Annotated in this window: 13 protein-coding genes; 4 read left to right on the top strand and 9 right to left on the bottom strand. The window is 50.9% G+C overall.

The features are described from left to right. Positions 1-20 precede the first annotated feature (20 nt). The 3 genes from D3A97_RS10685 to D3A97_RS10675 form a co-directional block, all read right to left on the bottom strand. The gene (locus tag D3A97_RS10685; protein WP_232825921.1) at positions 21-1,274 is read right to left on the bottom strand and encodes a glycosyl hydrolase family 39; all 1,254 of its coding nucleotides are present in this window, start codon (positions 1,272-1,274) and stop codon (positions 21-23) included. Positions 1,275-1,562: 288 nt separating this feature from the next. Continuing rightward, positions 1,563-3,110: a RagB/SusD family nutrient uptake outer membrane protein gene (locus D3A97_RS10680; RefSeq protein WP_119078328.1), complete on the bottom strand. Its 1,548-nt coding sequence runs from the start codon at positions 3,108-3,110 to the stop codon at positions 1,563-1,565. A 7-nt stretch (positions 3,111-3,117) separates the two neighbouring features. Further along, the gene (locus D3A97_RS10675; protein WP_232825920.1) at positions 3,118-6,174 is read right to left on the bottom strand and encodes a SusC/RagA family TonB-linked outer membrane protein; all 3,057 of its coding nucleotides are present in this window, start codon (positions 6,172-6,174) and stop codon (positions 3,118-3,120) included. A gap of 520 nt (positions 6,175-6,694) precedes the next feature. Here D3A97_RS10675 and D3A97_RS10670 point away from each other — a divergent pair. Next, on the top strand, positions 6,695-8,308 hold the full coding sequence (locus D3A97_RS10670) for an alpha-amylase family glycosyl hydrolase (protein WP_119078326.1): 1,614 nt from the start codon (positions 6,695-6,697) through the stop codon (positions 8,306-8,308). Positions 8,309-8,312: 4 nt separating this feature from the next. On the opposite strand, the gene D3A97_RS10665 is transcribed toward D3A97_RS10670, so the two are convergent. After that, complete coding sequence (locus D3A97_RS10665; RefSeq protein ID WP_232825919.1) at positions 8,313-9,572, bottom strand: ROK family transcriptional regulator; 1,260 nt, start codon at positions 9,570-9,572, stop codon at positions 8,313-8,315. A 432-nt stretch (positions 9,573-10,004) separates the two neighbouring features. On the opposite strand from D3A97_RS10665, the gene D3A97_RS10660 reads away from it, so the two are divergent. The 3 genes from D3A97_RS10660 (at position 10,005) to D3A97_RS10650 (ending at position 15,830) form a co-directional block, all read left to right on the top strand. Further along, positions 10,005-12,917, top strand: a complete 2,913-nt coding sequence (locus D3A97_RS10660) for a SusC/RagA family TonB-linked outer membrane protein (protein WP_198673924.1) — start codon at positions 10,005-10,007, stop codon at positions 12,915-12,917. Between the two features lie 19 nt (positions 12,918-12,936). Next, on the top strand, positions 12,937-14,541 hold the full coding sequence (locus D3A97_RS10655; protein ID WP_119078324.1) for a RagB/SusD family nutrient uptake outer membrane protein: 1,605 nt from the start codon (positions 12,937-12,939) through the stop codon (positions 14,539-14,541). A gap of 242 nt (positions 14,542-14,783) precedes the next feature. Further along, on the top strand, positions 14,784-15,830 hold the full coding sequence (locus D3A97_RS10650) for a bifunctional transcriptional activator/DNA repair enzyme AdaA (protein ID WP_119078323.1): 1,047 nt from the start codon (positions 14,784-14,786) through the stop codon (positions 15,828-15,830). Between the two features lie 43 nt (positions 15,831-15,873). On the opposite strand, the gene D3A97_RS10645 is transcribed toward D3A97_RS10650, so the two are convergent. The 5 genes from D3A97_RS10645 to D3A97_RS10625 form a co-directional block, all read right to left on the bottom strand. After that, the gene (locus tag D3A97_RS10645; RefSeq protein WP_232825918.1) at positions 15,874-19,110 is read right to left on the bottom strand and encodes an AsmA-like C-terminal region-containing protein; all 3,237 of its coding nucleotides are present in this window, start codon (positions 19,108-19,110) and stop codon (positions 15,874-15,876) included. Positions 19,111-19,330: 220 nt separating this feature from the next. Then, positions 19,331-20,155, bottom strand: coding sequence for an N-acetylmuramic acid 6-phosphate etherase (gene murQ, locus D3A97_RS10640; protein ID WP_119078322.1), 825 nt, complete (start codon positions 20,153-20,155; stop codon positions 19,331-19,333). Between the two features lie 13 nt (positions 20,156-20,168). Next, positions 20,169-21,620: a sodium:solute symporter gene (locus tag D3A97_RS10635; RefSeq protein ID WP_119078321.1), complete on the bottom strand. Its 1,452-nt coding sequence runs from the start codon at positions 21,618-21,620 to the stop codon at positions 20,169-20,171. Between the two features lie 34 nt (positions 21,621-21,654). Continuing rightward, positions 21,655-22,401, bottom strand: coding sequence for a DeoR/GlpR family DNA-binding transcription regulator (locus D3A97_RS10630; protein ID WP_119078320.1), 747 nt, complete (start codon positions 22,399-22,401; stop codon positions 21,655-21,657). A gap of 132 nt (positions 22,402-22,533) precedes the next feature. Beyond that, positions 22,534-23,106 carry a pentapeptide repeat-containing protein gene (locus D3A97_RS10625; protein WP_119078319.1) on the bottom strand — a complete coding sequence of 191 codons (573 nt, stop codon included), beginning with the start codon at positions 23,104-23,106 and terminating at the stop codon, positions 22,534-22,536. Positions 23,107-23,122 lie beyond the last annotated feature (16 nt).

Below are 23,122 nucleotides of genomic sequence, written 5' to 3'. Positions count from 1 at the left end.
TTATAACCATACTCCCGGTATCATTCTTTCATTTTAATAACAGTCACCGCAAAAGGCTTTACGAGGAAGGTGCTGGTCGTAAGTGCAGCATGGGCTATAGGGTTATCTCCGGTATGCACATCTACAGTTTGTAATGTTGCACCTTCCATGGCGGGAAGCTGAAGGCTGATCTCTTTGTTGGTCTTATTAATGAGCAGCAATTTTTTGCCGCTTGCAGTGATAAATCCCTGGGCCGCCACATCAGGGTGATGCGAGCTGGCGGGAACGAGTTTATCGCCAGGCCCGAAGTTATCTTTGAGCAACTTCAGTATCCAATACCTTGCATTGGGTTTTCCTGTTTTCCAGTTGACCATCGTTACATCCGGGAACTGGGTAGGATAACCTACCAGCTGTGATTCGTGAGCGGCATCAATACCAATTTTGCTCAACTCTACAAAAAGATAGGCAAACATGGCGCCTGACAGGTTCCAGTATTCAGCAGGGATCACCCCTTTATAATCCCTGTTCTCCAGGATGGTGCCGATCTCATTGATGTGGGTAAAGGTATTCGGCGCCAGGCGTTTGCGGATATTTTCGATGTAGCGTACACGGTCGAGGAAACCATTGGCCTGGTCAAAAAAAGAGTACTGGTAGCTATCTATCCGCTGGTCTAAAGAAGCCGGCCGCCCATAGAAATGATAGGAAATACCATCCAGGGGAACACCTGGTTGATGGTTGGCCGGGTTGAGGAAATACTCGAACCACTGCGGGTCGGTTTCCAGGGCCACAGAGATGCCGATAAATTTTGTTTCGGGTGATATCTTTTTCAGGGCCAGAACAACCGCATCGTAAATTTTTGTATACAACTGGGGAGACAGCTGGTGTTCCAGGTCAGGCTCGTTCAGCACTTCCCAGTAAGGGAATTTATAGTGGTGCCCGGACTTGTGAAATTTACCCAGCTCATCGGTAAACCCGCCTTTAGTATACCAGCTGAATACCCTTACAAAATAATCCGCTACTTCTTTCCCTGTAGAATCGCGCAGTTCCTTCCCCAGCTTGTAACTCCAGAACGGCAGATCGGGGTCGGCAGGATGTTGCACCGGCTCCGCCGTTTTGAACATCCATACCGGTATGGTGCTGAAATTAATCACAGGAGGGTGCCCTTTGGTGGCCTCCATAAAATCGACAAGGGCAGGATCTGCATACTGAAAATCCCAGAAGGTTTCCGTAGCTGTTGGCGCCTTCAATTCCGCAACGGCCGCTTGGGGATAGGGATACCAGGGTACGTAACGCACATAATCAGCCCCCAGGTTTTTTAAAGCCTCAAAAGAAGCTTTATGTATCGGGGAATTTGCACGCAACATAGGGTTGTATACCACCTGCAGCGTAGGTATGGTTTTGGAAACCGTAAGAACATTGTTCCAGTTAACGGTGACGCTTTTCTGCTGTGCGGCAAGCTTTTTAAAAGGCATAACTACCATGGCAAAACAGCAAGCCATTCCTAGTCTTCTATATATTTTATGCATATCTGGTCAGTGAGAAGGGGGCATAACACGATGCCCCCTTATATTAATAATCTCCGTTTAATTACTATATCCCGGGTTTTGTGTCAGGTCGGGATTTAATCCACGCTCAGACTGCGGGATCGGAAGCAGGAACTTATATGCCTGAATATTGAACGCAGTAGGTGATAACAAAGGATAGGTTGCTTTTGCCTTAATTGCATAGGCCTCCATAATGGCGAGGCCTTTCGGGTCCCGCTGCAGATCATTAAACCGTTTGTTTTCAAAGGCCAGCTCTACCCTTCTTTCATGAAAGATAATATCTCTCAATGCCTCTTTATCGGTTTCTGTAATGTCACCAAGCCCGGCCCTCTTGCGAACGGCATTTAAAGGAGTCAAAGGTGATTTGCCCTGTTCATTCAGCGCTTCTGCCAGTAGCAGCAATGCTTCCGCATACCGATAGATAGGCCAGTTGGAGCTGGAGCTGCCTGCTATGATGAATGGAAGGTCCAGGTATTTTTTAATGTAAGGCTGACCAACTTTCCCGGGGGCAGGCACATAATTCAATACGCTTTTGTTCGCAGACAATGTCATCACGTAACTGTCATCATAAGTACCTTCCGCAACAGCAATAGAAGCATCAAGGCGTTTGTCGCCAGGTTCATAAGCGTCGATCAGGTCCTGTACAGGTTTATTCCAACCGCCGGAACTAACTGTATTGCTCGATGGCGCTCCGGTGATCAGCGTGGTATTGGCTGTTTTGGGAAGAAAAGCCTGCGGGAACGAATTAGGTTGATTGCCGTTGCCTGCTATTGTCTGATATTGTGCCTCAAACAGCGATTCTTCTTTGTTTTTATTGGCCGGTTTGAATGCATCGGCATACTCGGCAGTCAGTTTATATCCCATGGCCGGCAGTGTATTTAACAGTGTTTCTGCCTCCGGATATCTTTTTAAAGTGACATATACATCTGCCAGCAATACCGTTGCAGAGCCTTTGGTGGCCTCTCCCGTTTGCGGGAACTTGGCAGGCGGCTGCAATTTTGCGATAGCATCCTGACAGTCTGCAATGATCTGCGCATACACCTCTTCAACACTTGCACGCGGCAAAAAGGCCTCTTCCGCCTTGGTTACCTCGATGAGGTGCAGCGGCACTCCGCCAAAGAGGCGGACCAGCTTGTAATAATTCAGTGCTCTGATAAACTTGGCTTGTCCCTCAGCCTTTGCCTTACCAGCCTCTGTGGCTTTTTTCGCATCAGGGATCCGCCCGATAAGGATATTTGCCCTGGATATGCAGGTATAGCTGTGAAAATAAATGGAGTTGATATAGTCATTGGTGCTCTCATTGTTCCAGTCTGCTCCGCTTTCCCGGAATACGTTTGCCGATCCGCGGTTATTGGGAGAAGGTTGGTAATGGGTATTATCGGCGTGCATCTCCGATGCAAAAAAATCGTTCCAGAGAACATCGCGCAGGGGAACATAAGCCGCTATGGCAGCCGATTGCAACTGCTCATCAGTCTGATAAAAATTTGCTGGCGGCAAGGAGCCTTCCGGTAATAATGAAATATAATCGTCTTTACAGGCTGTTATTGTCAATGCAAGAACAGCAACTAGCATATATATCTTTTTCATGTTGGTATTATTTAAACGTAGAAGAAAAGCCTATGGAGAATGTTCTTGGAACGGGGTAGGCATTTTCATCCACACCAAGGCCTGTTGCTGCATCTCCGCCGGACAAAGAAATTTCAGGATTGTAGCCAGAATAACCTGTAATGATAAATGCCTGCTGAACCGATGCATATACCCTGAGATTGCTCAGCATCCGGTTATTTTTAAGATTGAACTTGTAGCCCAGTGCAATGTTCTTTGCAGTAAGATAGGTGCCATCCTCTATCCACTGCGAGTTTACGGAGCGGCCAAGTGCGGTGGTGTTGACTAAAGTACGCGGATACACCCCGGAACCGGGATTCTCCGGAGAGCGCCAGCGGTCTGCTACGGCGGCTAACGGCACCCTCGAACCGTCCATATTGGTCAGGTAGGCCCATTTGCTGGCAGCCAGGATATCTCCACCCACCTGTCCGGCCATTGTTATGCTCAGATCAAAATTTTTATAACTGAAGTTATTGGTAAGGCCAAAAGTAAAATCTGGTGTAGGATCACCAATGAATGTCCTGTCGTTTACGTCATCAATCTTGCCATCTCCATTGATATCTTTCATTTTCAGCGTACCTACAGCAGAATAGGTAGAGCCGGACGCATATTTAGCTGACTTGGCCAGGTCTTCCTCATCTTTGTATAAACCCTGGTGTACAAACCCATAAAATTCTCCAAGACGGCGACCTATCTGGTTCCTGTAGTAATCAGATAAGATCCCGGTATTCCTGCGGATATAGCCGGGGTCTACCAGGTTCTTTATCAGGTTCCTTTCGAAGGAGACGTTGACATTTGTTGTCCACTTCAGGCTACCGGTTGTATTCACTGTAGTGGCCGATAATTCATGCCCCCAGAATTCGAACTGACCGATGTTAAACTGAATGTTGGCAAATCCGGAGGCCCTTGGCAAAGCCCTGACCTGTATCAGCCCGTCAGACATTTTACGGTAATAGCCATAGGTGAACGAGATCCTGTTATCCAATAGTTCTACGTCTATTCCCAGATCCAGTTGCTTGTTCCTTTCCCAGGCCAGCTCGGTATTTCCTAGTGTTCCGATGGTTTGCCCCTGTACCAGCGCCCCGTTAAGCAGGTAGTTGTATTTGCTCAGTGATGATATAGCGGTAAAGTTGCCAAAGTCATTATTGCCTGTGATACCATAACTGGCCCGCAGTTTCAGAAAATTAACCGCTTTGAGGCTTTCCATAAATGACTCCTCGCTTACGATCCAGCCTGCCGATACCGCCGGGAACCATCCGTATTTGCGGTCAGAACCAAATCTTGACGAACCGTCTCGCCTAACCGAGCCCTGCAGCAGGTATTTTCTTTTGTAACTATAGTTTAACCGCCCGATCTCAGACAACATGGAGTGTTGCGTCATATTGCTGGTGGCAGAAGTGATCTCTGAAGCAGCGCTTATATAACGGACATCGTCAGAAGGAAAACCTGTTGCACTGATGGAATTATTTTCCTCCTTGAATTTCTGTACGGCATAACCTACCAGCGCCTCCAGGTGGTGATCTTCCATCAGGGTTTTCTGATAGTTCACAAAGGCCTCTCCGGTATAGGAATAATTATCTACCGATGAGCTGATGGCGGTAGACCTGACAGACAGGTTGGGGGATGTATTTAAGGCCACCTGCGGCAGATACTGGTTACGTGTTTCAGCACCCTTGTCAATACCGAGGTTCACTTTCAGCACCAGTCCCGGTACCAACGTATAATTCGCATAGGCATTACCAAGGATGCGGGTGGTCTTATAATCGTCCTGGCTTTCTTTTACCCGGGCCAGCGGGTTTACGTAGGAAGTCATGCCTGGTGAAAAAGCGCCGATCCGGTAGCTTCCGTCTTCATTATAAGGGCCGAGGATCGGGCTGGATTCCAGGATCTTTGCGTAATACCCTTCTATACCGTCTGACGGAAGCCGGTTATTGTGGTCCATACGGTAACTCGGCGCCAGGTTGAAACCTACCTTCAGTTTATTATCGGCCAACGTCATATCGTGGTTCAACCGGAGTGAAATAAGTTTGGAACCAGTATTAATGACCACCCCTTCCTGTTCCTGATACCCTGCTATTACTGCAGACGATGACTTTTCCCTGGCCGAGAGCAGGCTCAGGCTGTAACTTTGGATGGGCGCTGTTTGTGTCAGGAGGTCATGCCAGTCGGTACCTTTCCCGTAACGGGTCACATCACCCTGGTACTCGGCAGGAATCGAGGCAGGATTGAAGTTTTCGTATTTTACTTTATCCTCAAAGCGCTCCTGCATGAACCTGGCCCACTCGGTGCCATTCATGGTCTTCGGTATACGGTTTTGCATCAGCTTCTGCCAGCCATAATTGGCGTTGAAGTCAATTTTACTGGTGCCGGCCTTTGCGTGCTTTGTCGTGATCAGTATTACCCCGTTGGCTGCCCGTGAACCATACAATGAAGTTGCCGAGGCATCTTTCAGGATTGTAAATGATTCGATCTCATCCGGGTTAATGTTGTTAATACTTCCTGTGATCGGCATACCGTCAATCACGAACAAGGGCTGATAACCGGTAGCCAGTGAGGCGGCGCCACGGATACGGAACGAAATCCCCCTGCCTGGCTGGCCGCTGCTCTGCATTATATTCACGCCGGCAACCTTGCCCTGCAGCTGCTGCCCGAACTGCATAACGGGCATATCTTCCAGGGATTTTGCGTCTACAGTTGCCACAGAACCTGTAATGTCCCTGCGCGATTGTTTACCGTAACTGACCACCACTTCATCCATCTGTGTAACCCCGGTCATACTAAAATTGACCGTCAAAGGCTCACCGGCTACCACCGTCACGTTCTTCTCTATACTCTGAAAGCCAACGTAAGATGCTTTCAGTTTGTAAGAACCTGGCGCGATGTTAAAAGAGTAGTTGCCATTTGCATCGGTCTGGGCGCCGATGGTTGTACCAAAAACAACAACGGTAGCTCCTATCAAAGGCCCCGTTTCATCGGTTATTTTCCCTTTGATGACACCGGCCTTTTCTTGCGAAAACGCAAAATTTGTGAGTAAAAGGAGTGCCAAAACCAGACCACATAGTTTATAACTATGCCGTGTTTTGTAAAAGTGTTTTTTCATAATTGTGTGGTTCTTTTGTTTAAAAATACTCTAAGCAACAAAAAAACCATCCTGTGTCATCCTGTTTTGAAACCATTTGAAACTTAATTTAATTGATTTTAAACGTTTTATATGGTAAAAATTGAATAAAAAGCAATAAAATTAAAGATTATTTAATATTGATTTTGCCGGAAATCCCTGAAAATCAGCTTTTGTGATACAGCTGGATGGCGTTTTTTAAAGCTAAACGATTGAAAGAAAATTTACATATCAGATACTGCGGAGATACCGCAGTGCGTGGTGGTAGCAAGAAGGGTAACCCGGACAACACTTTTCTGCAGCCGGTCAACAGCAACCGGTTTCCCGTTGAACTGCGCCCTGTAGTTGTACGCCGGGTTCATCCCCACCAGTATGGCGCATTTATGCGGAAGGGCGGACGGACGATATTCTGGCAGAAATGTTGTGCAGTATCCCACAAAACAACGAGATGGCAAATATCCAACAACCATGGTGGCAAACAGGCATTATTTACCAGGTATACCCCCGCTCTTTCCAGGATAGTAACGGAGATGGCATCGGAGATCTGAAAGGCATGCTGCAACGCCTGGATTACCTGCAATGGCTGGGCATTGACGCCATCTGGTTGTCTCCCGTGTTTCCATCCCCCATGGCCGATTTCGGGTACGACGTCAGCAATTACACAGACATCCATCCTATCTTCGGCAACCTGGCAGACCTGGAGGAATTGCTGCAAGCGGTGCATGAACGCGGCATGAAACTGTTGCTGGACCTGGTGCCCAACCACACATCAGACCAGCATCCCTGGTTCCTGGAGTCCCGCTCCAGCCGGAACAATCCCAAACGCAACTGGTACATCTGGCAAGACGCGCCGCCAGACGGTTCCCTGCCCAACAACTGGCTAAGCGCATTTGGCGGCAGTGCCTGGGAATGGGACGAGCAAACGCAACAATATTATTATCACGCCTTTCTTAAAGAACAACCGGACCTCAACTGGCGAAACCCTGAGGTGCAGGAGGCCATGTTCAATGTAATGCGCTTCTGGCTTGATAAAGGAGTAGACGGCTTCAGGGTGGACGTGCTCTGGTTCATTTTTAAAGATGAACAGCTGCGCAACAACCCGCCCAACCCGGACTATGCGCCGCATATGCCCACGTACGACCAGTTGCTGCCTGTCTATTCTACTGACCGCCCGGAGGTGCAGGAAATAACACGTAAAATGCGCAGCGTGCTGGAAGAGTATGAAGGGCACCGCGTATTGATCGCAGAAGTGTACCTGCCTATCAAGGAATTAATGGTCTATTATGGCGCGGACAACAAGGGTGCGCATCTTCCTTTCAACTTCCACCTGCTCTCATTACCCTGGGATGCCATACAGATAGCCACTACCATCAACCAGTACGAAGGCGCACTGCCTGCACAGAGTTGGCCCAACTGGGTGCTCAGCAACCATGACAGGCCGCGGATTGCCAGCCGTGTTGGCCTTCAGCAGGCCAGGGTGGCGGCCATGCTGCTGCTTACCCTGCGCGGCACGCCTACTATTTATTATGGAGATGAAATAGGTATGCGCGATGTGGCCATCCCGCTATCCGAAATACAAGACCCCCAGGGATTGAACATGCCGGACAAGAACCTTAGCAGAGACCCCGCGCGCACGCCTATGCAGTGGGACACCGGTAAAAATGCAGGCTTCACGGAAGGCCGGCCATGGTTACGGCTGGACAAAACGTTTGCCCGCGTGAACGTTCAATCTCAACTGCACGGCCCTCATTCCATGCTGAACCTCTACCGGCGCCTGATACAACTGAGGCGGCGGGAGCCGGCGCTCGTTTCCGGCAACTATGAACCTGTATATGCAGACAGCCAGGTGCTGGCCTTTGTGAGGCGCAGTGAAAGCCATCCTTCATTTTTAGTAGTGCTTAACCTCACGCATAGGCCCGGGTATTTCCGGCCAGACAATTTTTCTTACAGCGGCACGGTCGAAATAGCTACCGCTCCGGAAATGGAAGGCAGCCCCGTCAGCAACAATATCAGCGTAGATGGTGACGAAGGTTTGCTGATCAGGCTGAACGCGCCCGCGTAACATGTTATCCGCCCCTGGCCTGGGCAATCATGGCGGTAAAGAACTGGTTGATGCCTTCCGCGGCATACCCCAGCAGCCGGGAGTTATCTCCCAGGTCTGAAGACACGATTTGTGTTTTTTCCCTGATCTGTGTCATACAATAAGTGTTGATGGCCTGCTGCATGGGCAGCGTGATGTATTGCCTGGCCTCCGCAATTTTGCCGCTCAGGATGACCAGTTCAGGATTGAATAGCTGTATGAGGATGGAAATGCCTTTCCCCAGGTTGGTGCCGATGTTAGACAAGAGCTGGATAGAATATTGGTCTCCCTTGTTGGCCGCTTTGATGATCATTTCCGTTTCAATACGGTATACTTCTTTGTTGGAGAGCTCGTTGATAATAGAGTTCTGCCCGGATAGAATACCCTGGCGCGCCATCTTTGAAAGGGTCATGCCGGAAGCCACCGTTTCCAGGCACCCGTGTTTACCGCAATAACATAATTCCCCGTTCTCTGCAAAAGGGATGTGGCCCATTTCTCCCGAAAAGCCCGAGTTGCCCTGCTGTACCTTCCCATCCATAATAATACCGAGGCCTATCCCCCAATCCATCAGGATCACCAGCACATTCTTTTTTCCCACTCCGTGGCCAAAACGTAATTCCGCCAGTGCGGAGCCTTTCACATCGTTCTGGATCACCACCGGCATGCCCAGCTTTTCTTCAAAAGCAGCCTGCAGGCTCATGCCTTCACTTTCATCCAGCAGGTAACTGTAATTTTCACCAAGCGAGGGATCAATCAGGCCCGGCATGCCAATGCTGCAACCGATCAGATGATCACGATTGATGTTGGCGGAGGCGATCAGTTGTTCAACATGCACAAGCAAGGCATCGAAAAAAGCGCTGCGGTTGCGGGACAGCGTTACATGCACGGTTTTCATCGGCGTCATGAAATTATTGTTATTGTCCACGATCACCATGTTCGTTTTGAACAACTCAATGTCAATGCAAAGCATGAACACTACGTGCTTGCGCAAACGAAAAAGATCAGGCCGCCTGCCGCCAATAGATTCTCCAACTCCTTTTTTCTCAACAATGCGCAGGCGCGTCATTTCCGCCAGCAACTTTACTGCCGTGGGCGTACTGATATCCAGCGTTTCACAAAGCATGGCCACGGAAGCAGGGCCGCAGGTATACAGGTGTTGCAGCAGCCGGTACTTCAGCTGCAACTGCTTTTTGCTGGCATTTTTGTGAAAAGAAAACAGCTCCCGATTTAGCAGATTTATGTTCACTTCGTCATAAATTTTACTATTTGCACCTAGACTTTATATAAAAAATCACAGAAGTTTTTCCGATTGTGCAAAAAGTGGAAAAACTTTACGGTTTAGAGAAAATAGTCCGCATATTTGAAACGCATACAAGAAATTATGGAAGAATTCGCGGTGGAAAGTTAAATAGAATTACGCAATTTTTCGCTTTTATCAAATTAATAATCAAAACAATATATATTATTGTTTCAATTATGTATCATATGCGTTTTCAGTAAGTACCAACAACATCAGCCAGGCATTATGTAGAGAAAAAAATCGGGACTCCCTCACTCCAGTTACATTTTGTTTTCATGAATAAACCTGCGCCGGCCTGCCGGAAAAGCAGGCATGGTGTACTATGCCTTTTATTCAAAATCTGAGGCCGGAAGACTAGAACCTTCAATCAACCTAAATATGAAGTACTTTATCCTGTTATCGTCGCTATTGCTATGCCTGTTGCAGGCATCAGCCCAGCAAAAAACAATTACCGGAAGGGTGGCCGACAGCACTGGCGCCCCTATTCCCGGCGCCACCGTACTGGTGAAGGGCACCAACATAGGCACGGCCTCCGGGCCTGATGGCGCCTATGAGATCAAGGTGCCGAACGACAATGCCATCCTCATCGTTACTTCCATCGGTTTTCAAGACCGGGAAGTGAGCGTGAAGGGCCAGTCCGTTATTAATGTGAGGCTTCTCCAGGGGTCCAGGGACCTCAGCGGAGTGGTGGTAATGGGTTTCTCCACGGTAGAACGCCGCCACGTGGCATCTTCCGTTGCACAAATGGACATGAAGCAGGCCAAAACCCGCCCCATTGCCAAGCTGCAGGAAGCCTTCTCCGGCACTATTCCCGGCGTAACGATGCAACAGGGCTCCAACCTGCCTGGTAGCGTGCCCGGTACTATTTCCATCCGCGGCATCAGCACGCTGCAAAACGCTGACCCGCTGGTGATCGTAGACGGTATGGAAATGTCGCTCACAGACGTAGACCCTAACCAGATCAAAAGCATTACCGTTCTGAAAGACGCCGCCTCCGCCGCCATGTACGGCTCCCGCGGCGCCAACGGTGTAATCATCCTGGAAACGGAAAGGGGCGTTACCGGCAAATTCAAGGTAGACCTGAACAGCTGGTACGGCGTTTCCAAACCCATTGACCTGCCCAAGTTTGTAAATGGCGCGGATTACATGCGCCTGAACAACGAAGCAAGGATCATGCAGGGCCAAACACCCACCTTTACGGAAGATTCCATTGCCAAAATGCAGTCTGGCCGGCTGCCCAGCGTAAACTGGCTGGATGAAGTGATCCAGAAGAACGCCACATCCAGCAACACCACGCTGAGCGTATCCGGCGGCGGTGGTGTGGGTACCTTCAACCTGATGCTTGGCTATCTCAATGAGAATGGCCTCAACAGCATTGAAGGCTCACAGAAATTCTCCGCGCGTTTCAACACAAACATCAACATCGCTGATAAATTTGTGCTGCTGGCCGATTTCTACGCACACCGCCTACAGGTGGACCGCCTGTATGCGAATGACGATGGTCACGGTCTCTATTCACTCGCCTGGAGGATGAACGCCTCCCAGCAGGTGTATTATCCCAACACCGGCCTGAACATTGATGAGCACTACCAGTTGCACAACAACCTTAACCCCGTGGCTTCCATCAACCGCGGCGGTACCAAAAATTACCTGCACGACTGGAGCACCATCAACCTCCGGCCCAAATACCACATTACTAAGAACCTCAACATTGAGGGCAACGTATCTTACCTCATCACCAAATCCGCCGAGAAATGGGAGCGTAAAACCTTCAAGTTCTACGACGGTAACGGCAAGCCCGTTACCACCTGGGGCAATGCGGTAGATGCTTCGCAGGGCGTGTCAAGAAGCCAGCTGACCTCCCGTCTGCTGTTGAACTACACCGGCAACCTGCGCGGAGGTAAAGACAAGATCTACTTTACAGCCGGCGCGGAAGCAATGAACTGGACATACTCCAACTTCACCGAGATCAGCAAGGCCTCCTTCTTCGGCAAACTCAACTACTCTTTCGACAACCGCTACATCCTTGAAGTGACCGCCCGCGGAGACGGCAGCAGCAAGTTTGCGCCTAACAACCGGTGGGGCTTCTTCCCCTCTGCGGCGCTTGCGTGGAATGCCAGCAACGAAAACTTCCTGCAACCGCTCGTAAAAAGCGGCGCTATCAACAACCTGAAGTTCCGCGCGTCTTACGGTCTTATCGGTAACGAAAACGTAGACCCTTACCTCTGGGAAGAGATCGTGAACACCTGGGGCTGGACCATGCGTATGCCCAACCCGAACTTCTCCTGGGAAAAGCAGAAACAATGGAACGTGGGCATGGAATTGAGCACGCTCAACAACCGGTTAAGCCTTGGCGTGGAAGTGTACAAAAAACATTCTTTCGACCTGATCTACGACAAGTTTGCCGTACCCCCGCTCACCGGCTCTTACTACCTGGAATCAGCAGTTAACATTGGCGAGGTAAATAACAAAGGCTTCGAGATCAGTGCTAACTGGGGTGACAAGATCGGTGACTTCACCTACAGCATCGGCGGTATGCTGTTCGACAACAAGAACGAAGTGCTGAGAGCAGGCTACAAATCTACGGACACCCTTATCTTCAAGGACAATACCGACAAGATCTGGTACCCCGGCGTAGCCATAGACAACTACTACGGTTATCAGTCTAACGGCTACTTCCGCGACCAGGAAGACATAGATAAAACTGCGGCCAAACTCCCGAACACGCTCCCCGGAGACATCAAGTACATAGACCAGAACGGTGACGGTGTGATCAACAACCTTGACCGTGTGAACCTCGGTGATCCGTTCCCGCACATGAACTATGCTGTTAACCTGAACCTGGGTTACAAACGTTGGGACTTTGCGGTGATAGGCCAGGGTGTGGGCAAACGTGCAGGCCGCCTGGGCGGTATGGAAGGCTACCCTGTACTGGTAGACGGCGCTACCAACGCACTGGGCGCACCCCGCCAGTACTATGCAGACAACCGCTGGACACCTGAGAACCAGAACAGCCGCTTCCCCCGTGTGTGGAACGGTGCCAGCACCAACACCTACCTCAGCGATGTATGGCTGAGCAATGCCTCTTTCTTCCGTTTCAAGATGATCCAGCTGGGTTATACTTTCCCGAAAGTTGGCACGGCCATCCGCAACCTGCGGGTGTACGTGAACGCCCAGGACGCGATCACCTTTACCAAATGGGAAGGCCTGGAGCCCGAGAGAGACGGCGGTAACGGCAGATACCCGCGTATGGCCGTATTCAGCCTTGGATTGAAAGCCACATTTTTCTAATTGAACTTATTCGCTGTATATGAAGAAACTAGTTTATGCATCTCTGATATGTGCCACCACTGTGCTGGCCGGATGCGAAAAATTTCTGGATAAAACCGACCCTACCGCTACCCGGTTCTCCGAATTTTTTAATACGGAAGAAGACCTCCGCCGTGTGGTATACTCCAGCATGCTGGACGTATTCTCCGGTCCGGGCCTTACGGCAAAGCTGCCGTACATGGAAGACGGAAAAACAGACAATGCCTACAGCCGTAGTGAAGGCCATCATCACCAGCTTATCGCCAACGGTAACTTCAACTCCAATACAACCGCGTTCCTGTACTACTACGAACTGCACATGAAGCACCTTGGCCGCCTGAACGTGTTCATTGCCAATGCGGACATTCCGTATGTGGAAGATGAGGCCGTACGCGCCAAATACAAGGGTGTGCTCGAAGGCATCCGCTGCTGGCACTATTTCTGGCTGGTTTCCCGCTGGGGCAGCGTGCCCTACTACCTGGAGCCGGCAGACATCACTTCAGCCACGCAAACCCCGAAATCACAGGAAGAGATCCTCGCAGACCTTTTCCCAATGGCTGAAAACGTAGCCAACAGCCTGTCTCCGGATGAATATACTTCCGACGCCTACATGTTCAACCGCTATTCTCTCAAATCGATCATCATGCGGTATTACCTGTACTTTGGGCGTTATGAGGACGCGGCAAGGCTTGCGAAAGAGATCATGGACAGCCAGAAGTATTCCCTGCACCCGGTTTATGCAGACCTGTTCAGCTACAAGGCAGACAAAACCAACCGGGAGTTCATCTTTACCATGGACATGGCCAGCCACGGCAACTCGGCCACCAACTCTTTCCAGCACCTGGCTCCGCAGTACAGGACCGGCAACGGCCAGTCTTTTGTAGTGCCACTGAAATCACTCATTGACACCTACTGGACGCTGCAGGGAGACCCTATAGACCAGAGCCCGCAGCATACAAAGGAAGAGTACGAGCTGGACCCGAAGCTGAACCGCGACCCCCGTCTGGCCGCGAGCATCTATATGCCTGGAGACATGTTCGCTACTGAACCTATCGAGATCTACGATCCCAATAACCCCATGTATTTCGAACGGCCGCGTGCCAGCCGCTCCGGCTACTGGTTCCGCAAGTTCGTAGATCCGGCAGACGCGTTCCGTTCAGGCGGCAACATGCATTTCCCTTACCTCCGGTACGCGGAAGTGCTGCTGACCTATGCTGAAGCCAAGATCATGCAAAACCAGGTAGACGCCCTTGCCAAACAATGCATCAATGACGTACGCCGCCGCGCGGGCCTCGATATGACGCAAGCAGACGTGACCCTGCCCAAATACGCAGGGTACACCCAGCAGCAATGGATAGACCTGATCCGCAACGAGCGCCGCATTGAGCTGGCCGGCGAAGGCCGCCGCTACGACGATATCATCCGCTGGCGCATTGCCGAGCAAGTGCTGAACGAGCCCGCTCTCGGCCACACCCGGATGATGAACGGAGAAAAGGTGACCCTCAAGATCGAAGACCGCGCCTTCCGCTCCAACAACTACCTCTGGCCGTTCCATGAGAACAGTCTGAAAGTGGAGCCGGGGCTGAAGCAAAATGAAGGATATTAAAACAAAACACTGGAGGTTGTTCCCGCGTTTGCGAAAACCGGGGGCAATCCCTAAAAAAAGGCTTCCAAATTGGAAGCCTTTTTTTTACGTTATACCGTCAGGGCTGCCACTTTCCGGTGATGCGGGTAATTCCGGAGGCCGCATGCCCCGATGCGAAACTAGTTGGCTGGGCAAAAAATACATGTCCGGTTTCCGGTTGTCTACTTCCGCTGGCAGGCCTACCTTTGATAAAAAGAATACAGATGCTCACCAGGGAAAGAATGTACCAGGCTATTGTAGAAAAAGACCCTTCTTTTGAAGGCAGCTTCATCACCGCGGTAAAAACAACGGGCATTTTCTGCCGCCCTACCTGCACAGCCCGGAAGCCGAAGCTGGAAAACGTGGAGTTTTTCAATACAACGGCAGAAGCGTTGAAAAAGGGGTACCGGCCCTGCAAGGTATGCTGCCCGCTTGAAAGGAATGGTGAAACACCGGCCTTTGTCAAAGATGTGTTGCAGACATTGCAGGCAGACCCTTCGAGGAAGTTCAAAGACGGAGACCTGCTGGAGCGGGGCATAGAACCGAGCAAGATCAGGCGGTGGTTCCTGAAAAACCACGGCATCACTTTTCATGCGTACCAGCGCATGTTCCGCATCAATACCGCTTTTAAGAAAATACAGGAGGGAGAACCGGTCACTGCTGCCGCTTTTGATACGGGCTACGAATCACTGAGCGGGTTTGGAGACTCCTTTAAATCCGTTTTCGGCATGTCTCCCGCCAACAGCCGGCAACAGCAAGTGATCAATATAACCCGGCTGGAAACGCCACTGGGCACCATGTTTGCCTGCGCCGTGGAGCAAGGCGTTTGCCTGCTGGAATTTACTGACCGGAAAATACTGGGTACAGAACTGAAAGCGCTGTCAAAATCGCTGAACGCTCACATCATTCCCGGCCACAACCGCCACTTCCCGCAGTTGCAACAGGAGCTGGACGAATATTTTGCCGGTACCCGGCAACAATTCACCGTACCGCTGTTTACACCGGGAACAGCGTTCCAGCAATCTGTATGGAACCTGTTGCAAACTATTCCTTATGGTGCCACGCGCTCCTATAAAGGCCAGGCGGTGGCGCTGAGCAGACCGGAAGCTGTACGCGCCGTGGCGGCGGCTAACGGTATGAACCGCATTTCCATCATCATCCCCTGCCACCGGGTAATTGGGGAAGACGGCAACCTCACCGGTTATGGAGGCGGCATATTCCGCAAAAAGTGGCTGCTGGATTTTGAGCGGGAGCACGCGGAACGGTCATGAAAAACTGCGGGGGCATTGCCGGTTGCGCCTGTAACTTTCCCTATTATGACCGGCCCTTCTCCTTGCCCAGCCCAACCTTGTACTTGTCAGGTGTGCCGGTTACCTTGATGCTCATGAACCGGGTTTTCTTATCCTTGTCACGATACTCTATTTCGTCTACCTGGTCCATGTCCACCTCACTCTGCTTCTTCCCGAACAAGGCCTGAAAACCCACCTGTGTCACCATTTTCATGGGTACGCGCATGTAGTATTCCATGTTCATGTCCAGGGACTGTTTACCGGATATTTCCATAAAGCCCAGGGAAGAGTTGATGTTCATGGCAGGAATATTGAGTACACCATTGGTGAAGGTGAGCACGTTACGCAGGGTATCAAAACGTACCAGCCGGAGGTTCTTGTCCTTGAAATACCCGGCCATGGCCTGCATGGGCGCAAAGTCTACAAGGCTGCCATTTCGTATTTCCACATCCAGCTCTGCTTTGGAATCATTCATGAGCGGCACCAGGTTGGGGTGTACCTGTACGTGGCTGCGGATGTGGCCGCTCAGGCGTCCTTTGATATTTTTGTTGATCACAAGGTCTTGCCCGAAATGGCCCAGCCTGATCATCATTTTTTCCAGGTCAACATCATCTACATTAATGCGGCTGCGGAAATATATCTTGTCAGGGTTGTTACCGTTCAGATAGCCTTTGATGCCAATGGCGCCGCCGGCCACTTTTACGCCCAGGGTATCTACATAAATGTAATGATCCTCCTGCATACGCAGGTGCGCGGTAAGCCCCTGCAGCCAAAGGCGGTTGTATTTGAAACGGCCGATGTCTGTTTTTACTTCGAAGTCAGTAAAAGGAATGGTGAAGATGTTGAAAGACTTTGCATGGGCCGAAGAATCAGGCGCCGCTTTCGCCGTTTTTGCCACAGGCGGCGCGGCTGGCGAAGGCTCCGGGGCAAAGCTGTACCCGCCTAGCTGGTCTATGTCCAGGAAACGGGAGCGGAAATAGAAATAGTTGGTCCGCTTCTTCATCTGCTTATCACGGCCATTAAAAAGGCGCATGCTGATGTTGAAGTCGCTGCGGCCAATGGAGCCTTTCAGTGTATCTACCTTCAATATTTTATTGGCCCCGTAAAGCAGGCTGCCGCTGATATTCTCCAGTTGTACCCCGTGTTTTTTCAGCGATCCGGAAATATTGGCAATATGTACTTTGGCAAATTTGAACGTGGTATCGTACCGGAGGTCTGCCCTGGCGCGCAGCCACACATTGGCCGCCTCCTCCTGCTGGTAGCCCGGCGGCACGTACGTACGGCTTACAGGGCCCAGCAAGTCATCCATGGCAAAACGGGTTGATTTAAAATCAAAAGCCAGTTGCGTTTTCCCCTTTTTGAAAGGCTGGAACCAAAGCTGGTAATTCAGTACCCGGCCGCTGAGGCGAAGGTCAGAACCGTCTATCATGCCGGCAAAATTGCGCAGCAGCAGGGAAGTATCTGTAATCAGCAGTTTGGCACCAAGGTCATGAAAGGCGTGGGGATATTTTTTAAAGGAGGCGCGCAGCTGTTTCAGTTCAAATGCTCCTTTTGGCAAAGGCGCGGGACTCCGCAACTGCTGCACCGTGGTAGCCAGTGACATGCCGATGTGGAAATTCTTTATTTCCTCTTCCATTTTTGATGCCAGCGCGGTGTCATACGCAAACAGTTCTTTCAGCACCAGCTTGTTGCTGCTGATATTGAGAGAAAGCGACACCGGTTTGTTGTGCGCATGCAGCAGGGCGGCCAGGTCACTGATGGAACCGTTCATGCGCAGGTCTGAATTGCCTGCGCGCAGGCGCAGCGTGTCCAGCGTAACGCGGCCGTTCTTCATTTCCGCGTGCAGGTTCATGTCTTGCACCGGGTGAGGGTAGCCGGGAATGCGGAAAGACAGGTCTTCTACCGTCAGTTCGCTCTGTATGCCTTCTTTCAGTTTGCTGACAAACTGCTCCGGCATGTCCAGGTCTGCCAGTTCCTTAAAATCCATGTTGAGCTTTACGGTGCCCGTGATGTGGCGCAGATCAGGGATGCCCAGGAACTCGCCAATGAACTGCAGCTCCAGCTCTGACCTGAGTTGCATCAGTACATGCGGGTCTGTAAAATCCCGCACTACAAAGTTCCCTTCAAAAACACCTTTTCCCGGGCGCGCCTTTACGTTGGTCATATGCAGCTCGGAGGTGCGCAGGGAGTGTTCGCTGCCATTAGTGTAAAATCCCCGGAAGCCCAACTGGTCTACCTTCCTGTCTGCCCCGGTATTCAGGAACCATGCATCTTCACAGCCAAAAGACACTTCAATGAGCGGCAACTGGCCTTTCCCGACGGGCCCTTTCACCGTGCCATTAAAATAAATCCGGCCATCGTACCGGAAGGGTTCAAGCACTGTTGCCACATCTCCGGGAATAAAGGCGGCCAGCAGGTCTACATCGGGCTTGTCTCCACTCACCTTGAGATCTACATGGTGCTGCCCGGCAAAGCTGGCCGTACCTTCTACGTTAAAAGCCGCATCCTGCAATTTGAAACCGCCGGCGGTAAGGCGCAGGAAACGGTCTTTTTTTTGATAGGTGGCCCCCAGGTCAAGCTCCACGTGCTTGTGGCGGAAAAGCACCGTATCCGCGGGACTGGTAATATCCAGCTCCATATCACTGTCTAGCGTTATTGCCAGCAGGCTGCTGTCTGTTTTGAAAGAGGAGGTCAGTTTAGCGATGCTGGTACTGATTTTTTGCCCGGTGATCTTATCCGAAAAAGACAGGGCCAGATCCCTCACCACCACTTTGCGCAGATCTATTTCAAAACCGCTACCGCTAGTGTCTGCCGGGGCGGCGGCCTTATCCTGCCGGATGTTTTTGGCCTGCGCCAGGTTCAGCTCTCCGTTCTTTTCCCGTACCAGCTCCAGGTAGCCGCCTTTCAGGAAGAGGCGGCGAACGTTGTATTTCTGCCGGAGAACATCTGGCAGGCTGAAACCCACGTACAGGTGATCTACCTTGTAAAGCGGGCGGCCGGTTTGGGTTTTGTTGGGGAAAAAGCGTACCCCGTGCAGGGCAATAGATACATTCGGGAAATTTTTGAAGAGGGCGATATTGCTTTTTTCGATGGCCAGTTCTCCCTTGAACTGTTTGTTCAGTTCTGCCACAGCCATATTGGTCAGGCGCTGTTGCTGGGTAAAAAGCACTGTTACCGCCGCGGCAACTATCACTATAAAAACAATGCCTGCTATCAACAGGCTCCTGAATATCCACTTCTTTGTTTTAGCAGGCAGGCGCATGGTATATTTCTCGTTTAACACCCGTTCAAACGGGCCGGCGGTCAACTGTAGTATGTAATGTGGTGGCCGGTGTTGGCATTACGGGCTCAAATATATGGCATGCCGGGAAATAAACATGTTAATAAAATGCCAAATGTATGATATTGAAGAGGATGCGATGTCAAATAAAAAACCGGGCCCGCTGAATTAGCCGGCCCGGTTATACAAAGTTTATCTGATATTATAGTCCCAATACGCTCATGGCCTTTTTCACCGAGCCATGCTGTACCAGCAACGCCTTGGCCGCTTCATAGTCTGCAATACCGGCTTTCTCCATCAGCATTTTCACACCCCTGTCTACCAGCTTTTCGTTGGTAAGCTGCATGTTCACCATTTTGTTGTCTTCCACCCGGCCAAGCTGTATCATGAGCGTGGTGGAGATCATGTTCAGCACCAGTTTTTGCGCGGTACCGCTTTTCATGCGGGTACTGCCGGTCACAAACTCCGGCCCCACTACTACTTCTATGGGAAATTCCGCTACCTGGCTTACCGGACTGCCGGGGTTGCAGGAAAGGCTGCCTGTAAGGATACCTTGTTCACGGCAGGTTTGCAACGCGCCAATAACGTAAGGCGTGGTGCCGCTGGCCGCAATGCCCAGCACTACGTCTTTATCAGTAATGCTCCACTGGCGCAGATCGTCCCAGGCCTGCGCCCTGTCGTCTTCCGCATTTTCTACCGCCCTGCGGATGGCATTATCTCCCCCGGCAATGAGCCCTACTACCAGGCCATGCGGCACACCGTATGTAGGCGGGCATTCAGAAGCGTCCAAGATGCCGAGGCGGCCGCTGGTGCCTGCGCCTATATAAAAGAGGCGGCCACCGGCCAGCATTTTATCAGCGGCAGCCAGTACAAAGGCCTCTATGGCCGGTATGGCTTGCTGTACGGCTGCGGGCACGCCAGCGTCTTCTTCGTTAATATGTACCAGCACATCACGCACGCTCATTTTTTCGAGGTGGCGGTGGCGTGAGGGCTGTTCTGTTACTTTTATAAATTCCTGTTCGCTCATATACAACGCCGTTTTATGCCTGTTCCGTTTTTCCTTTAATGAGCCACAAGCCCAGGAAAGTGATCAGGCCGTTAATAAACAGCAGCTCAAGCCCTATTTCGAAGCCGCTGAACAATTGCTGCTGGTAGTGATCAATAATGAAGCAGATGATGGGCGAGATCACCACCACCCAGGGCACCAGCCTGTCATTCACCACTCGCTTGGTCAGGATGCCAAAGGCAAAAAGCCCCAGCAGCGGCCCGTAGGTATAGCCTGCAATTTTGAGGATGAGACCTATCATGCTGGGATTGTTCATCCATTTAAATACCATCACAAACAGCAGGAAAACGCCGGCAAAGGCCAGGTGTACAATCTGCCGGATGCGTTTTCTTCTGGCATCGCTCAGGGCGGCGTTGCGCTGAATGCCGAGTATGTCAATACAGAAGGAAGCGGTAAGGGCGGTTATGGCCCCGTCCGCACTGGGGAACAGCGCGGAAATGAGCGCTATGATGAAAATGATGGACACTGCGCCCGGCATATATTCCAGCGCTACCGTGGGGAACAGCGCGTCACCGCTGGCGGCAATACCCTTGCTTTCGGCAAAGAGATATAACAGGCCGCCCAGGAAGAGGAAAAGCAGCACTACCAGCATGAAGATCACGGCAAAGGTCATCATGTTCTTCTGCGAGTCTTTCAACGTACGCACGCTGATGTTCTTCTGCATCATTTCCTGGTCCATACCGGTCATGGTAATGGAAATGAACGCACCGGCCACGATCTGTTTCACGAAGAAAAACCGGCTGTCAGGGTCCATGACGAAGATATTGGAATACCCCTTGTCAGACAGCGCCTGTACGCCTTGCGGCAGGCTCAGGCCCAGGTCGTTGAGGATGTACCATACGCATACCAGCAGGCCTATGAGCATGCAGGCGGTTTGCAGCGTGTCTGTCCACACTATCGTTTTCACCCCGCCTTCAAACGTATACAGCAAGATCATCAGCAGTATTACAAAGGCCCCTACCCAGAAGGGGAGGCCAAAATCTTTCAGAATAGTAAGGTGCAGGATGTTGACCACCAGGTACAGCCGGGCGGTGGCGCCCAGTACGCGGGACAGTATAAAAAAGGATGCGCCTGTTTTATAGGAACGGAAGCCCAGCCTGCCCTGCAGGTAGTTGTAAATAGAGGTGAGCTGCATGCGGTAATAGACCGGCAGCAATACAAAGGCCACCACGCCGTACCCGATGAGATTGCCGATCACGATCTGGAAATACGTAAATGCATCTGTGCCCACAGTGCCGGGCACGCTTACGAAGGTAACGCCGCTGAGCGAGGTGCCTATCATGCCGAAAGCCACCAGCATCCAGTTGGAGCCACGGTTGCCGATAAAGAACGATTCGTTGTTCGCATTCCTGGAAGTTAGCCAGGCTACGCCCAGCAGCAACAGGAAATAAGCTATAACCAATGAAAACAAGATAACAGGAGACATGCTTTTATGTTGTTTGTGAGTATTTCTTTTCTTACTACAATATTTCGATACCGGCGTTGCGGTAGGGTTCCAGCGCGGCATCATCCGGCGGCAGCTCTGTGATGAGCGTGTTGATGCCGCCAATGTCACATACCTTGAAGCGCTGCGCGGTATTCAGCTTTTCGCTGATGGCCAGCGGCACCACTCTGTCTGAAGATTCCACGATGGCTTTTTTCACTTCCACCACATCCCAGTCGTTATCCGTAACGCCGTGCTGCAGGTCAATAGCGTTCAGGCCCAGGAAACAGAGGTCTGCCCGCACGCCCTTGATGCGGGATACCACGCTGCCGCCTACTGCTATCTGCGCGTTCTTCGAAATTTTATCCCCCAGGAAAATCACTTCTATGTTGGGATGGTGAATATACTCGTACGCGGCCGGAAGGCTCACCGTAATAAAGGTGGCCGAAAGTTCCGGCGGCAGCGCCTTGGCCAGTTCAATGATGGTGGTGCCCCCTGTGGTGAGCACGTACATGCCGTCTTTGATGAGGCGGCAGGCCTTCATGGCAATATGTTTCTTGCTGTTCAGGGCATATACATGGTCAGAAGCAATGGAGAGGTGGAAAGATTTTGACAGCGCCCCGCCATGTACCTTGATCAGTTTACCCTGGTCCGCCATCTCATTGAGATCACGGCGGATGGTATCTTCCGATACGTCCATTTGCTGGCTCAGGTCTACCGACAAGATCTTGTTATGCAGGTTCACCTGGCGGAGAATAAAGGATTGCCGTTCCTTTTTTAGCATGGCTGAACTGATTTTGGTCTCGCACAATATAAAACAATAATTTCCATAAAACGGCAAAAAAATGCAACCAAAATCATAAAATCAGGAATAAACCGGCAAAATATCACGCAAATCGACATTTTACCACCATAACTATTCCACCTCAATATCATATTTTCCCAACAGGCCGGGCAGCCCGTCTAACGAGAACTTTGCTTTTTTGAGGGGGTTCAGTTCCGGGTCTACCAGGTAATTACGGGCCGTGCGAAAGTCTGCCTTCTGCAGCGTGGTATGCGCAAAAATGGCCCCTGCCAGGTCACAGTGGCTAAACACTGCGGCGGTGAGGTCTGCTTCGGTAAAATCGGTTTCGTGCAGTGTACATTGGTGAAAGCGGGTATTTTTCAGCTTGCGGCCGAAGAAGGAGGCGAGGTTCAGCACGCAGTTCTCAAAATGCACCTCAAAAAGGAAATCGTTACAATGTTCAAAGTGCAGGCCCAACAGCTTGCAATCCCTGAACCGCACATCTTTCAGGGAAGTTTTATTGAGATTGGCAAGGCCCAGGTTGCAGGCCGTGAACGTACATTCCGAAAAGCTGAAGTCCGAGAGGTCTGCACCGGCAAAGTTGCAGTTCTCAAAGCTGCAATTGTCATATTCCCCTTTTGCCGGCGGGTTTTCAGAATAGTCGACCCGGTCAAACTTTTCGTCTTCAAAACTAATACGTTCCATGCCTGTTTCTTTTCAG

Origin of the sequence: Chitinophaga alhagiae (assembly GCF_003568665.1) — a bacterium.
In the GTDB taxonomy this organism is placed as follows: Bacteria; Bacteroidota; Bacteroidia; order Chitinophagales; family Chitinophagaceae; genus Chitinophaga; species Chitinophaga alhagiae.
This window is presented reverse-complemented; position numbering and strand designations above follow the sequence as displayed.

Excerpts from the sequence above, each read along its gene's own strand:
- D3A97_RS10680 (WP_119078328.1), bottom strand. The coding sequence starts at position 3,110 with ATGAAAAAGATATATATGCTAGTTGCTGTTCTTGCATTGACAATAACA.
- D3A97_RS10670 (WP_119078326.1), top strand. The coding sequence starts at position 6,695 with ATGGCAAATATCCAACAACCATGGTGGCAAACAGGCATTATTTACCAG.
- D3A97_RS10660 (WP_198673924.1), top strand. The coding sequence starts at position 10,005 with ATGAAGTACTTTATCCTGTTATCGTCGCTATTGCTATGCCTGTTGCAG.
- D3A97_RS10655 (WP_119078324.1), top strand. The coding sequence starts at position 12,937 with ATGAAGAAACTAGTTTATGCATCTCTGATATGTGCCACCACTGTGCTG.
- D3A97_RS10650 (WP_119078323.1), top strand. The coding sequence starts at position 14,784 with ATGCTCACCAGGGAAAGAATGTACCAGGCTATTGTAGAAAAAGACCCT.
- D3A97_RS10645 (WP_232825918.1), bottom strand. The coding sequence starts at position 19,110 with ATGCGCCTGCCTGCTAAAACAAAGAAGTGGATATTCAGGAGCCTGTTG.
- murQ (WP_119078322.1), bottom strand. The coding sequence starts at position 20,155 with ATGAGCGAACAGGAATTTATAAAAGTAACAGAACAGCCCTCACGCCAC.
- D3A97_RS10635 (WP_119078321.1), bottom strand. The coding sequence starts at position 21,620 with ATGTCTCCTGTTATCTTGTTTTCATTGGTTATAGCTTATTTCCTGTTG.
- D3A97_RS10630 (WP_119078320.1), bottom strand. The coding sequence starts at position 22,401 with ATGCTAAAAAAGGAACGGCAATCCTTTATTCTCCGCCAGGTGAACCTG.
- D3A97_RS10625 (WP_119078319.1), bottom strand. The coding sequence starts at position 23,106 with ATGGAACGTATTAGTTTTGAAGACGAAAAGTTTGACCGGGTCGACTAT.